This is a genomic window from Pseudomonas sp. GD03858 (genome assembly GCF_029840925.1).
Taxonomy (GTDB): Bacteria; Pseudomonadota; Gammaproteobacteria; order Pseudomonadales; family Pseudomonadaceae; genus Aquipseudomonas.
This window is the reverse complement of sequence record NZ_JAOCDM010000054.1, coordinates 20237-32869: the sequence shown is the minus strand read 5'-3', so window position 1 is coordinate 32869 and position 12633 is coordinate 20237. Positions and strand designations below refer to the sequence as shown.

At 66.4% G+C, this 12633-nt stretch carries 13 protein-coding genes; 7 read left to right on the top strand and 6 right to left on the bottom strand.

The genetic code is table 11. The annotated features are described in order from the left end of the window. On the bottom strand, positions 1 to 1041 hold the full coding sequence (locus N5D48_RS15295) for a patatin-like phospholipase family protein (protein ID WP_279885701.1): 1041 nt from the start codon (positions 1039 to 1041) through the stop codon (positions 1 to 3). Between the two features lie 159 nt (positions 1042 to 1200). On the opposite strand from N5D48_RS15295, the gene N5D48_RS15290 reads away from it, so the two are divergent. The 3 genes from N5D48_RS15290 (at position 1201) to N5D48_RS15280 (ending at position 3142) form a co-directional block, all read left to right on the top strand. Next, complete coding sequence (locus tag N5D48_RS15290) at positions 1201 to 1479, top strand: hypothetical protein (RefSeq protein ID WP_046854892.1); 279 nt, start codon at positions 1201 to 1203, stop codon at positions 1477 to 1479. Between the two features lie 14 nt (positions 1480 to 1493). Next, a complete protein-coding gene (locus N5D48_RS15285) occupies positions 1494 to 2261 on the top strand; it encodes a CHAD domain-containing protein (protein WP_279885698.1) in 768 nt (255 codons plus the stop codon). 83 nt (positions 2262 to 2344) lie between these two features. Next, positions 2345 to 3142, top strand: coding sequence for a thioesterase family protein (locus N5D48_RS15280; RefSeq protein ID WP_279885696.1), 798 nt, complete (start codon positions 2345 to 2347; stop codon positions 3140 to 3142). A 92-nt stretch (positions 3143 to 3234) separates the two neighbouring features. Here N5D48_RS15280 and N5D48_RS15275 read toward each other — a convergent pair whose 3' ends face one another. The 3 genes from N5D48_RS15275 to N5D48_RS15265 all read right to left on the bottom strand — a co-directional run bounded on the left by N5D48_RS15275 (position 3235) and on the right by N5D48_RS15265 (position 6064). Further along, entirely contained in the window at positions 3235 to 3603 is a 369-nt protein-coding gene (locus N5D48_RS15275) for an Mpo1-like protein (protein WP_279885694.1), read from the bottom strand. Positions 3604 to 3692: 89 nt separating this feature from the next. After that, the gene (locus tag N5D48_RS15270; RefSeq protein WP_279885692.1) at positions 3693 to 5171 is read right to left on the bottom strand and encodes a methyl-accepting chemotaxis protein; all 1479 of its coding nucleotides are present in this window, start codon (positions 5169 to 5171) and stop codon (positions 3693 to 3695) included. Between the two features lie 86 nt (positions 5172 to 5257). Next, entirely contained in the window at positions 5258 to 6064 is an 807-nt protein-coding gene (locus N5D48_RS15265; protein WP_279885690.1) for a TatD family hydrolase, read from the bottom strand. 156 nt (positions 6065 to 6220) lie between these two features. Between N5D48_RS15265 and N5D48_RS15260 the strand changes: the two genes are divergently transcribed. From N5D48_RS15260 to greB, 4 genes are all read left to right on the top strand, one after another. Then, the gene (locus N5D48_RS15260) at positions 6221 to 7627 is read left to right on the top strand and encodes a transglycosylase SLT domain-containing protein (protein ID WP_279885688.1); all 1407 of its coding nucleotides are present in this window, start codon (positions 6221 to 6223) and stop codon (positions 7625 to 7627) included. A 112-nt stretch (positions 7628 to 7739) separates the two neighbouring features. Then, positions 7740 to 8174 (top strand): DoxX family protein, encoded by a 435-nt coding sequence (locus N5D48_RS15255; RefSeq protein WP_279885687.1) that lies wholly within the window; start codon positions 7740 to 7742, stop codon positions 8172 to 8174. A gap of 226 nt (positions 8175 to 8400) precedes the next feature. Then, a complete protein-coding gene (locus tag N5D48_RS15250) occupies positions 8401 to 8709 on the top strand; it encodes a hypothetical protein (RefSeq protein ID WP_279885685.1) in 309 nt (102 codons plus the stop codon). Between the two features lie 79 nt (positions 8710 to 8788). Next, the gene (gene greB, locus N5D48_RS15245) at positions 8789 to 9262 is read left to right on the top strand and encodes a transcription elongation factor GreB (protein ID WP_279885683.1); all 474 of its coding nucleotides are present in this window, start codon (positions 8789 to 8791) and stop codon (positions 9260 to 9262) included. Between the two features lie 171 nt (positions 9263 to 9433). Here greB and N5D48_RS15240 read toward each other — a convergent pair whose 3' ends face one another. After that, positions 9434 to 11941 carry an FtsX-like permease family protein gene (locus tag N5D48_RS15240; protein WP_279885680.1) on the bottom strand — a complete coding sequence of 836 codons (2508 nt, stop codon included), beginning with the start codon at positions 11939 to 11941 and terminating at the stop codon, positions 9434 to 9436. After that, complete coding sequence (locus N5D48_RS15235) at positions 11941 to 12624, bottom strand: ABC transporter ATP-binding protein (RefSeq protein WP_279885679.1); 684 nt, start codon at positions 12622 to 12624, stop codon at positions 11941 to 11943. Before N5D48_RS15235 ends, N5D48_RS15240 begins: the two co-directional genes overlap by 1 nt. Positions 12625 to 12633: the final 9 nt, after the last annotated feature.

The following is a 12633-nucleotide window of genomic DNA, read 5'->3' as shown; positions in this document are numbered from 1 at the left end:
CTACCGTCGAATCCCCTCGTGATTGTCCAGCGTGTCCCGGGCAATCTCACGCCCCAGGGCGATCAGCTCCGGCGCCTTGTAGAACTCGAAGAACCGGCACACGCGCTTGGGCACGTTGATCAGCACGTCCGGCGGGTACCCGGCGATCTTGTACTGGGCCAGCGACGTCTGCATCACCTCGAAGCTCTGGTTGATCAGGTCGAGCAACGACGCCGGGCCGACGTTGTCGACAATGAATGAGCCGGTGGCCGACTTCGGCGCTCCCTCGCTCTGCGGCGCGGCGGCCGGTTGCTGGCCCTCGGGGGCGGCACCGTCAGTGAGCCAGGGGTTGGGATTGGCCAGCCCTTCGGCGGTGATTTCCTGTTCCAGGCGGATCAACTGCTCAGCCGGTTTACGGCGAAACGGCAGGCGCGAGCCAAGCGAGCTGATCAGCGCATCGAAGCGCATCTTGAAGGCCGCCGGGCGCTCGATCACCGGCAGCTGGTATTGCTTCTGATTGGTGGCGTTGAGGTTGACCGCGATGATCAGGTCGCAGTGGCTGGACACCACCGGAACGATCGGCAGCGGGTTGAGGATGCCGCCGTCGACCAGCATGCGATTGCCCTGCACCACCGGCGTGAACAGGCTGGGGATCGCCGCCGAGGCGCGCATGGCCTGATGCAGGCAGCCCTCCTGGAACCAGATTTCCTGCTGGTTGGTCAGGTCGGTCGCCACCGCCGTATAGGGGATGCGCAACTGCTCGATATTGATTTCGCCGACGATCTTGCGGATCTGCCCGAATACCTTGTCGCCACGGATGGCGCCCAGGCGAAAGCTGACATCGACCAGACGCAGCACATCGAGATAGTCCAGGCTTTCGATCCAGCGACGGTACTCGTCGAGCTTGCCGGCGGCATAGATGCCGCCGATTACCGCGCCCATGGAGCAGCCGGCGATGCAGGCGATCTCGTAGCCGCGGCGCTCGATTTCCTCGATCACGCCGATATGCGCGTATCCCCGGGCGCCGCCGGAGCCCAGCACCAATGCCACGCGTTTGCTCATGACCGTTCCCCCTGCAAGTGTGCAACCATGGTCCAACAATGCACCCATTGCCGCCTGTGCTTCAATGTAGTCCGCGCTGGACTACGCTGAGCAGGGCACTTTTCGTCTGCTTTGCCGTCGAACGGCCACCCTAGTTATCGACCCCTCGAGGTATTACCCATGAAAGCCTGGATCACCCTTCCTCTGATTGCCCTGGCGCTGGCCGGCTGTGCGGGCAAGACGGCCTATCGCGACAGTTGCGCGACCCAGCTCGATGCCGCCTGGAAGGAACTGGACCTGGCCAAGGCCGAAGGTTTTGCCGGCACCGTGAGCTATTCCAAGGCATTGTCGCTACTGACCGGTGCCAAGACCCAGCAGCAGTTCGAGGGCTTCGAAGGGTGCACCCGCAAGGCCGAGAAGGCGCGCTTCTATATTCGTGAATCCCGCGCCGGGCGTTGATCAGGGAGAAACCCATGTCCGCGATGCTCGATCATGTGGTCCGCCAGGTGCTCGCACTGCAGGTGCGGTTGCTGGCGTGTCGTGAACGCCTGGCTGCCGATACCGACAGCGAAGCGCTGCATGACCTGCGCATCAGCCTGCGGCGTTTGCGCAGCCTGCTGCGCCCGCTGCGCGGTTTGCCGGGCGTCGAGCAGCTGGAGGGCGCGGCGGGCTCGTTGGGCACGCTCACCACGCCGTTGCGCGACCGTGAAGTCCTTGCGGCACAGTTGATCAAACGGGGTCACCTGCAAGCGGGGGAGCGCCGCCGAGAGGGCAGGGCGCGGACCTTTGCCAGTGTCGCGGCCAGCCCGCAGCTTGGTCGGGTGCTGGCGATTCTCGACGCCTTCCCGCTGTTTCTGCGGGCGGCCGATCGCGAAGGGCTGGTGCAGGGCCTGGCCAAGCGCATCGACCGACGCCTGCAAAAACAGTGGCGTACGCTGGGCAAGGCCCTCGATGATCCAGCCCATGACCGTCACCGTCTGCGCCTGCTGATCAAGCGTGTGCGCTATGGTGACGAGGCATACCCGCAGCTCGACCATGCCGGCAGGAAGCTGCAGCGCTTGCTCAAGCAGGCCCAGGGCGACCTGGGTGACTGGCATGATCGGTTGCAGTGGTTGCTGCAGGTGCGCGAGCACAGCGACCTGGCTGGCTGCAAGGTCGCCTGGGAGCATGAACTGCACGCCGCCGAGGGCCGCTCCGATCTCACCCTCGAGGCGTTGCGCCAGGCCCTGGTACGCCGTTAGTTCCGGCAAATGACCGATATGCGGGCTGCTGCTGGCGTCAGTGCTGGTTAACATCGGGCTTTTCCCGCAAGGAGCCCTGAACCATGAATTTCACTGAGTTGCTGGCAGCGGCGCGCGCGCATCCCGAGGCCGTCAGCGTACCGGCTGGTTGGGCCCAGGGGCGTGCCGTGTTCGGCGGCCTGATGGCGGCGATGGTGCATGAAGCGATGCGTCAGAAGCTGACCGACGAGCGTCCGGTGCGTTCATTGGCGATCACTTTCGTCGGCCCGGCGGCGCCGGATGTACCGATCAGCCTGGAAGTGGAGGTTTTGCGCGAAGGCAAGGCAGTCAGCACGCTGCTCGGTCGCGCCGTGCAGGACGGCCAGGTGGTGACGTTGGTGCAAGGCAACTTCGGCGCCGGTCGCAGTTCGGTGGTGGCGGTCGACGCGGCGCCGGCCATGCCAATGAAACCGTTGCAGGAGGCTGCGCCGGAGCTGCCTTACATCAAGGGCTTGACGCCCGAGTTCATGCAGCACGTGGCGTTTCGCTGGGCGGTCGGCGGCTTGCCGTTCAGCGGCAACGACTCACGCCACATGGGTGGCTGGGTGCGGCTGCGCGATGTCGCCGAGGAACCGGTCGGGGTGGCGCACCTGCTGGCGTTGGTCGATGCCTGGCCGCCCAGCCTGCTGCCGTATCTCAAGCAGCCTGCCGCAGGTAGCACGCTGACCTGGACCATCGAGTTCGTGCAGCCTACGCCGCGGCTGTCGACGCTCGACTGGTGTCGCTATGTGGTCGAGACCGAGTATGCCCGTGATGGCTACGGGCATGCGGCCGCGACCCTATGGACAGCCGAAGGAGAATTGCTGGCGTTGAGCCGGCAGACGGTGACCGTGTTCGCCTGAGCCATCTTCATCAAGCCAATCGCGGGGCAAGCCCGCTCCCACAAGCGCCATTGCATGGCGTGGGAGCGGGCTTGCCCCGCGATGTCTTTCAGTCAGTGACGATGCTTGTGGCGTTCGCGCCAGGCCCGCCACCAGGCACCACTCAGCACGAAGCGCGGAAAGGTGACGAACTGCTCGGTGAGCAGGCGTTGCACGGCGTCCTTGCGGTCGGCGAAGGGCTCGGGCTGCTCGGCCTCCAGGCGATGCCCCTGGCGCTGCAGGCCCAGCCCGGCGACCAGGGCGATGACGCCCACGGCAATCTGCGACAGATCGAGCCCGAGCAGCCCCGAGAGCACCAACAGCGCGCCCAGGATGAACAGCGGCACGGCGATCAGGTGCAGCACCAGATTGGTGGGGTGGCGATGATTGTGATGGTAACCACGCCATTGCCAGGCGGGCAGGTTGGGCAGTCGCTTGCTCATGGACAGTTCCTCCAGGACATGTCCCAAGCTTAGTGCGGCCCCCGCAAGGGGGCCAATCAAGGCTGGCTATGGCAACCATAGCGCGGGTGTCAGAGCTTGAGCTGGCCGATCGCCTTGTTCAGCTCGCCGGCCAGGGTCGCCAGTTCGCTGCTGGTGGTGGCCGAGCCCACGGTCTGCTGCACGGTCTGCTCGGTGACATCGCGGATGCTCACCACGGCACGGTTCATCTCCTCGGCCACCTGGCTCTGCTGCTCGGCGGCCACGGCGATCTGCGTGTTGCTCTCGCGCATCTGGGCCACGGCGCTGGTGATCTCGGCCAGGGCCTCGCCGGCTTCGCGGGCCTGCCTGACGCAATCGTCGGCTTTGTAAGAGCTCTCTTGCATGAAGTCCACGGCGTCGCGCGTACCGGCCTGCAGGTCGGCGACCATGGTGGTGATCTCATCGGTGGAGGTCTGCACGCGCTTTGCCAGGTTGCGCACCTCATCGGCGACCACGGCGAAGCCACGGCCGAGGTCGCCAGCCCGGGCCGCTTCGATGGCGGCGTTGAGGGCGAGCAGGTTGGTCTGTTCGGCGATGCTGTGGATGACCCCGACCACGCCGTTGATCTTCTGGCTGTCGTCGGCCAGCTGGCGGATCATCTCGGCAGTCTGCTGTACACCGCTGGACAGGCCGGAGATCGAGTCCTGCACCCGGCTGACCACGGCCTGGCCGCTGCCGGCGAGGGTATCGGCGGTCTGCGACAGGTCGCGGGTGGCGCCGGCATGCTGGGCGATGTGATGCACGGTGGCGGTCATTTCGTTGATGGCGGTGGCGGCCTGGTCGGTTTCGCTCTGCTGGCCGATCATGCCGTGGCGCACTTCGTCCATGCTGCCGGCCAGGCGCGCGGCGCCGGAGTCCAGCTGAGCGGCTGTGCGTGCCACGGTGCTGACCACGCGGTGGTAGGTAGTCTGCATGGCGTTGAAGGCGCCGGCCATCTGGCCGACTTCGTCGCCACAGGCCAGGGGTACCCGGGCCGACAGATCTCCGGTCTTCTCCACGTGCAGCATCACGTCCTTGAGCGTGTTGAGCTGGCTGAGCAGGAAGCGGATCAGCAACTGCGAGGCGCCTAGCATCGCCAGCATCAGGATCAGCACGCACACGGCATAGTTGCTGAAACGGTCGAAATAGACCTGGCGCAGGCTTGGCGACTGGGCGAGCACGGCGAGGTGCCGGTCGCCCTGGCGCAGGACCTGGGCGCCGCGCAGCGGGTTGTCGCCAAGGATCCAGGCACTGGGCAGCTGCACCCAGCCCTGGGCGTCGCGCAGGGTTTCGAGCGGTTCGCCAGCGAACTGCGGCGTCTGGCCGCTGCGCCAGGTGATCAGGTTGGCCTGGTTGGGCAGCGCCTGACCGCTGGGCCAGGCCGCCAGCAGTTCGGCCTGGGCGAGGGCCTGCGTCTGGGCGCCGCTGGCGCGGGCCTGCTGCTCCAGGTACACCGCGTAGAGCACCAGCATCAGCGTGGTGACGAAGGCCACGGCATTGACGGCCCAGAACTTGTATTTGAGGGAAAGGTTGCTAATCCAGGCACCCATGGCAGGTCTTCTCTGAGTTGGCGGAAACATTATTGGCAAGGTGCCATCATTGTGTCCGCCAGGGCCAGGACCTGCCTTGACGTGCGTCAAGAAACCTCGGGCAGGCCGAAGAACGTCCGGGCACAGGCGGTGGTATGGGCCGCCGTGCGTTCTGGGGTTTCACCGCGGTGCCGCGCCACTTCGCGCAGTACCTCGGGCAGGAAGGCTGGTTCGTTGCGACCGTTCTTCGGCTTTGGCCTGAGGCTCCGGGGCAGCAGGTAGGGGGCGTCGCTCTCGAGCATCAGCCGGCCTTGGGGAATGCTGCCGACCAAGGGGTGCAGGTGGGTGCCTCGGCGTTCGTCGCAGATCCAGCCGGTGATGCCGATGTGCAGGTCCAGGTCGAGGTAGGCGAACAGCGCCTGGCGTTCACCGGTGAAGCAGTGCACCACGGCGGCGGGCAGGTGGTCGCGGTAGCCCTTGAGGATCGCCAGCAAGCGCTCGCTGGCCTCGCGTTCATGGAGGAACACCGGCAGGCGCAGTTCCACGGCCAGTGCCAGTTGGGCTTCCAGGGCCTTTTCCTGGGCGGGGCGTGGGGAGAAGTCGCGGTTGAAGTCCAGACCGCATTCGCCCACGGCCATGACCCGCGGCTGGGCGAGCAACTGGCGCAGCTGGCGCTCGCTGTCGGTGCTCCAGTGGCTGGCGTCGTGGGGATGCACGCCGGCGGTGCTGAACAGGCGCTGGCCAGGCTCGTCCAGGCGCTGACACAGCTCCAGTGCTTCGCTGCTGACGTCCAGGCTGGTGCCGGTGAGGACCATCTGCGCCACGCCGGCCTGGATGGCGCGCTCGACGATGGCGGCCTGCTGGTCATGGAAACTGCTGTTGGTCAGGTTGACGCCGATATCGATCAGTTGCATGGTGCTACCTCGTGCCCGGGGCGGCCAGCATAGCAAAAACCGGGAAATCGAGAAAAAACCAAGAACTTCAAACGTTTGCCGTGGTCTTTTGCCGTCATTTGTCACGGATGATCACTGCGCATGGTGCCTGCCAACCACCCTTGGATCCTCTCCCTCATGCTGCGAACCCTGCTGACGATTCTGTTGCTGTCCGGGCTGCTGGCCACCGGGCCGGTCATTGCCCGTGAAACCGGCCCGCAACAGCATGTGCCCGCCAGCCAGGCACGTGACCTGGCGCAGATCCGTTCGAGCAAGGTCCTGCGGGTGCTGGTCAACCAGAGCCGCAACAGCTCCGGCGAGGTCAAGGGCGAGCCGGTGGGCGTCGAGTACTATCGATTGCGGGCCCTGGAGCATTACCTCAATGCCCGGGTGGCCGATGGGCAGGAAATCACCCTGAAGATCATTCCACGGGCCAAGGAGCAATTGCTCGGGGCGCTGCAGCGAGGCGAGGGCGATCTTGCCGCGCCAGGCGAACTGCTCGATCCGAGCGTGGTGCGCGGCGTCGACGCCAGCGCCCCGGTGGTCGACCAGGTGCCCTTGCAACTGGTGGGGCGCAAGGGCGGGCGCGGTTACAGCCGGGTCGAGCAACTGTCCGGGCGTACCATCGCCCTGACCAGCGCCAGTGCCGCCGGGGCGGCGATCCAGGTCCTCAACCAGCAGTTGGCATTGCGCAAGCGGGCGCCGATCAAGGTGGAGTGGGTCGACCCGACGCTGGCCGTCGAGGATGTGCTGGAGATGGTTCAGGCCGGTATCTACCCGCTGACCGTGGTGGAGCGCCCGATCGCCCAGCGCTGGGCGCGGGTGATGCCGCGCCTGCGGGTGGACAGCAAGGTGCACCTGGCCCAGCCGGGAGCCATGCGCTGGTATGTACGGCAGGACGCGCCGATGTTCCGCGCGGCGGTGGACCGCTTTCTCGCCACCTACCGCGCCCCGGATAACCAGGACGCGGCTTTCGAGCGTATCTACCGGCGCCAGTATCGGGTGCACAACCCATTGGCCAGCAAGGACCGCCAGCGTCTGGTCTCGCTGCGCTCGGTATTGCAGAAGCACGGCGGTGACCAGCAGTTCGACTGGTTGAACCTGGCGGCGCTGGCGTTCAAGGAGTCCACGCTCAATCCCCAGGCGCGCGGTGTCGGCGGTGCCCATGGGCTGATGCAGATTACCCCGGCGGCGGCCCAGCGGGTCGGGGTGAGCAACACCGCCACTGTGGACGGCAATGTCCAGGCCAGTGCGCGCTACCTGGCGTTGATCCGTCGCAAGTTCTTCTCCAGCCCCGTGCTCAACGAGCGTGAGCGCATGGCCTTTATCCTGGCCGCCTACAACCTGGGGCCGGAGCGGGTACAAGCCATGCGTGCCGAAGCCCGGCGGCGAGGGCTCAATGGCAACCAGTGGTTCTTCCAGACCGAACGGGTCGCCATGGAGCAAGTGGGCATGGGGCCGGTGAATTTCGTCAACAGCGTGAACAAGTACTACCTCGCGTTCAATCGCGAGCGGGCTTCCCTGGAGCGGGTGGCCAAGCGCTAAATAAATCGATCTTATAGATGGTTTTTACGCATATATTGCGATTTTACTATTCGTTTAATTGATTATTATGGCGCCCATTGCACACACACCTGCTCAAACAAGGAAGCACGACATGAACCACTCCCTCAAAGCCCTGTTCTCCACCCGCGCCGGTTACGGCCTGAGCGTCATCCGCATCCTGGTCGGCATCATCTTCATGGCCCATGGTGCGCAGAAACTGTTTGGCCTGTTCGGTGGCTACGGCCTGGAAGGCACCGGCCAATGGATGGAAAGCATCGGCCTGGCGCCAGGCTACCTGATGGCCCTGCTGTCGGGCAGCGCAGAGTTCTTCGGCGGGCTGGCGCTGGTGGTCGGCCTGCTGGCCCGTCCGGCGGCACTGGCACTGACCGTGACACTGGTGGTGGCGATCTTCTCGGTGCACATCGGCAATGGCTTGTTCATGTCCAACAACGGTTATGAGTTCGCCCTGGCACTGATGGCCGGTACCGTGGCAGTGCTGATCGAGGGTGCGGGCCGCCTATCGCTGGATCGTCTGATCGCACGCTGAAATAAAGCTGCAAGCTGCAAGCCTCAAGTAGTCGAATGCGATCAACTTGTAGCTTGAGGCTTGAAGCTTGCAGCTAATCCTTCTAGCATACCGACTGCGCCGATTTAAACAGCTACTTGCGGGGCGCAGGAGATGCCCCCGGGGTCTCCGAAATACCGCTAAAGCGCTGGTTCGGTGACGCCTCCCACCGCTGCCCAGCGGGAACAGCGAGGCGGAGAGAGACTCCATGAGTTGCCCACGTACCAGTGTCTGCTTGACCCCCCTGGCCAAGAACCAGGCCTCCCGTACCCCGCGCATCCTGCTCGGCGGCCAGCATCAACCCACGCTTTTGCGCAACCTCGACGGTTTTTCCCGACGCAAGGGCCAGGCCTGTGCCTTCCTCATCCAGTTCTCCGACAGCTGTGAACAGCTCGACCAATACGGCAACGACCGGTTCGACCTGGCCGTGATCCAGGCGCCTGCGGCCGAGGACGCCGCCGAGGTCATCGGCCAGCTGACCCGTATCGCGCGCCAGGGTCTGATCACCCGGCGTTGATCGACTCGCCGCGATTTCGCTAAGCTCGGACGCTCGGCGGGTGCCTGGCGCCCGTGCCGATGCACTGAGGAGGCAGTCGTTGAGCACCAACATCATCACCACCGAAGGTCATGCAGCCCTGAAGAAGGAGCTCGATCATCTGTGGCGGGTCTATCGCCCGGAAATCACCCAGAAGGTCACCTGGGCCGCATCGCTGGGCGATCGCAGCGAGAATGCCGACTACCAGTACAACAAGAAGCTCCTGCGCGAGATCGACCGGCGCGTGCGTTACCTGCGCAAGCGCCTGGAAGACGTCAAGGTGGTCGCGTATTCACCCCAGCAGGAAGGCAAGGTGTTCTTCGGCGCCTGGGTGGAAATCGAGAACGACGACGGTGAGCAGTTGCGCTTTCGCATCGTCGGCTATGACGAGATCCATGGGCGCAACGACTATATCTCCATCGACTCGCCCATGGCCCGGGCCCTGCTCAAGAAGGGGGAGGGCGACGAAGTGCTGGTGCACACGCCCACGGGCGAGGCGACCTGGTATGTGAACAGTATCCGCTACAACCTCTAGCTGGCGATTCCTGTAGGAGCGGCCTTGTGTCGCGAAAGGGCTGCGAAGCGGCCCCAGCAATCGTTGCCTTGGTGCTGATATCCCGGGGCTGCTTCGCAGCCCTTTCGCGACACAAGGCCGCTCCTACAGGAGAAAGCGTAAACCCCCGATCACTGCGCAAGGCTTCATTTTTCACCCCTCGCGCAACACCGCCAGTGGACTGGCATTGAGCGCCCGGCGTGTGCCGATCACGCCTGCCCCGCCTACCAGCACCGCCCCGGCCAACGGCAGCGCCAGCAGCCACGGGTGCGGCGCCCAGTGCAAGTCGAAGGCATAGCGGTACAGCGCCCAGGTGATCAGCTCGCAGCCCAGCGCGGCGAGCAGGCCACTGGTCGCGCCAAGCAGGCCGAACTCGATGCGTCGTGCCTTGACCAGCAAGGGGCGCGCGGCCCCCAGCGCCCGCAGCAGGGCTCCTTGGCGGATGCGCTCGTCGAGCGTGGCTTGCAGTCCCGCGAACAGTACCGCCAACCCCGCGGCCAGCACGAACAGCAGCACGTACTCCACCGCCAGGGTGACCTGGGCGAGGATGCTGCGCAGCTGGCCGAGCACGGCGTCGACCTGCAGTACCGTCACTGCCGGGAATGCCCTGGACAGCGCGACGACTTCCTGATCATGGCCCGGCGCCAGGTAGAAGCTTGTCAGGTAGGTGGTGGGCAGCCCCTGCAGGGTGCCAGGCTGGAAGATCATGTAGAAGTTGGGCTGGAAACTGTCCCAATGCACGCTGCGCAAACTGCTGACTCGGGCCTGGCGCTGCTGGCCGCCGATGTCGAAGGTCAGCAGGTCGCCCAGCTGCAGGTGCAGGCTCTGCGCCAGCTCCGCCTCCACGGACACCCCGGGCACTTCGTCGCTGGCGGGCGCCTGCTGCCACCACTGTCCGGCACTCAGGGCATTGCCCTGGGGCAGGTCGGCGGCCCAGGTCAGGCTCAGGTCGCGCTGGATGGCGCGTTCCCCGGTGGACTCCTTGCTGACCAGCTGACGCACCGGCTGCTCGTTGATATGGGTCAGACGGCCTGGAATCACCGGGTACAGCGGCGCGGCGGTGGCGTTGATACGGGCCAGGTGCTCGGCGAAAGGCTGGCGCTCGTCGGGCAGGATGTTCAGGGCGAAATGGTTGGGCGCGTCCTTGGGCAATTGTGCCTGCCAGGTATCGAGCAGCTCCGCCCGCAGCAGGGCGACCAGCCCCATCGCCAGCAGGATCAGGCCGAAGGCCAGGGCCTGGCCGGCAGCTGCCAGCGGGTGGCGCAGCAGTTGCCCGAGCCCCAGGCGCCAGGCCAGCGGCGCGTCGGCCAGCAGCCGGCGCAGGCTGCGCAAGCCGAGCAGCAGCAATCCGCCCAGGAGCAGCGCGGCGATCAGTCCGCCGCCGAGCAGGGCGAAGGTCAGCAGTAGATCCAGGCTCAGTCGCCACATGATCAGGCCCAAGGCGAACAGCGCGGCGCCGTATACCAGCCAGCTGCTCGGCGGCAGCGGCTGCAGGTCGCGCCGCAGCACGCGCAGCGGCGGCACGCGGCCAAGGGCTGCCAGCGGCGGCAGGGCGAAGCCGGCCAGGGCCACCAGGCCAGTGCCGATACCGGCCAGCGCTGGGGTGAGACCACCGGGTGGCACCTGGCTCGGCAGCAGGCCTTCGAGCAGGTGGAACAGCCCCAGTTGCGCCAGCCAGCCGAGCAGGGCGCCTGCCAGCGCGGCGGCCGCGCCGAGCATGGCCAGTTGCAGGCTGTACAGGCCAAGGGCCTGATGCCGGGACAGTCCCAGGCAGCGCAGCAGGGCGCTGGCATCCAGGCGCCTGGCGGCGTAGCGGCTGGCCGACAGGGCCACGGCGACGCCAGCCAGCAGCACCGCCACCAGGCTCGCCATGTTCAGGTAGCGCTCGGCCTTGCCCAGGGCGCCGCCGATCTGGCGGTTGCCATCGCGGGTATCGAGCAGGCGCTGGTTGGCGGCCAGGGTCTTTTGCGCATCCTGGCGATACTGTTGCAGGGCGTCGACATCGCCACGCCACAGATCTCGATAGCTGACCCGGCTGCCGGGCTGGATGACGCCGGTGGCGTCCAGGTCGGCAAGGTTCATCAGCACCCGTGGCGTCAGGCTGTAGAAATTGTTGGCGCGGTCGGGCTCGTAGGTCAGCACGCGGCTCATGCGCAGCGTCTTCATGCCCACGTCGATGCTGTCGCCGATGGCCAGGCCCAGCGCCGCGAGCAGGCGCGGTTCGACCCAGGCCTCGCCCGGCGCGGGACCGCCGCCGGGCGTTTCCTCGGCGTAGGGCGCCGCCGCGCTACGCAGTTGGCCGCGCAGAGGATAGGCGGGGTCGGCCGCCTTGATGCTGGAAAGCTGGATGCCGCTGTCGCCGCCGACCACGCTGGTGAACTCCACCACCCGCGCATGGCGCAGGCCCAGCGCCGTGCCGCTGGCGATCTGTGCTTCGCCGGGCTCGGCGCTACCCTGCAGGACCAGATCGGCGGCGAGGAACTCGCTGGCGCGCAGTTGCATGGCGCCATTGAGGCGAGCGCCGAAATAGCCGATCGCGGTACTGGCCGCCACCGCCACCAGCAGGGCGAAGAACAGCACGCGGACTTCGCTGGCGCGGGCATCGCGCAGCAGCTGACGTAGCGCAAGGGCGCACAGGCGCGGGAACGATAGGCGGGTCATCAGGGCTCCAGGGGCGCCACCAGGCGACCGGCATCCAGGCGGATCAGGCGATGGCAGCGCTTGGCCAGGCGCTCGTCGTGGGTCACCAGTACCAGGGTGGTGCCGCGCTCCTGGTTCAGCTCGAACAACAGGTCGCTGATGCGCTCGCCGGTGTGGCTGTCGAGGTTGCCGGTGGGCTCGTCGGCGAACAATACCGCTGGCTGCGCAGCGAAGGCCCGGGCGATCGCCACGCGCTGCTGTTCGCCACCGGAGAGCTGGCGCGGCGTATGGCTCAGGCGTTTGCCCAGGCCGACGCGCTCGAGCAGGCTGCGGGCATGCTCACGGGCATCCCGGCGGCCATCGAGCTCCAGTGGCAGCATGACGTTCTCCAGGGCGTTGAGGCTGTCGAGCAACTGGAACGACTGGAACACGAAGCCTACGTGCTCGGCGCGCACCCGCGCGCGCTGGTCCTCGTCGAGCGGGCCGAGGTCGTGGCCGGCCAGCACCACCTTGCCGGCGCTGGGCCGGTCGAGGCCGGCGAGCAGGCCCAGCAGCGTGGACTTGCCGGAGCCGGAGGCGCCGATGATGGCCAGGCTGTCGCCCTGGGCGAGGTCAAGGGAGAGGGCGTGGAGGATGGTCAGGTCGCCTTCCGCGCTGGGGACCACTTTGCTAAGGTTCTGCGCAACGAGAATGCTGGGGCCCATGGAGAATCC